We start from the raw sequence: 631 nt of genomic DNA on the forward strand, positions 1-631 counted from the left end.
GGATAAGAGACCGTTTGTCCATTGACAGTCGTTGTTTCTACGTCAAAATCTTTTAAGTCCCACAAAGTTTGATCACTACCACCAACCAACAAGCTACGGTTATTGGCTGCACCATTTGACAAGATTCCCCAGCGAACTCCAATCTCTTTGCTAAAGCTGTCAGTGGCACTCACGATACGCGCCTCAATCATAACCTGACGCACAGGAATATCAATCTTGCCAATTAAGGTACGAATATTTTCAATGCTATTTGCCACATCTTTGACAATCAAGGTGTTGGTACGCTCATCAACTGTCACCGTACCACGATCGGACAATAACGTATTATTGTCATTGCCACGATTTGTAAGTCCGCTCGTACCGCCACCACCAGATGAGCCGCTTCCTTGAGAAATCAAAGTCAGGACATCTTGTGCTTTTGCATAGCTCAAACGAATATATTCAGTACGTAATGGCGCATAAGATTGAACGGCTTGCTGCGCTTCAAGTTCACGTGCTTCTTGTTCAGCGAGTTCAGTAGAAGGCGCAACCAAAATCACATTACCATTTTCGCGCTTGCCTAGATTTTTACTTTTTAGAATAATATCGAGTGCTTGATCCCAAGGCACGTTGATCAAACGCAAGGTGATGT

The 631-nt window shown here is 43.7% G+C and carries 1 protein-coding gene; it reads right to left on the reverse strand.

The genetic code is table 11. The features are described from left to right. Positions 1 to 631: secretin N-terminal domain-containing protein (locus ACS8FC_RS18630; RefSeq protein WP_439297885.1), on the reverse strand; the 631-nt coding region annotated here is incomplete at both ends.

The organism is Psychrobacter sp. 1Y4 (genome assembly GCF_051847555.1).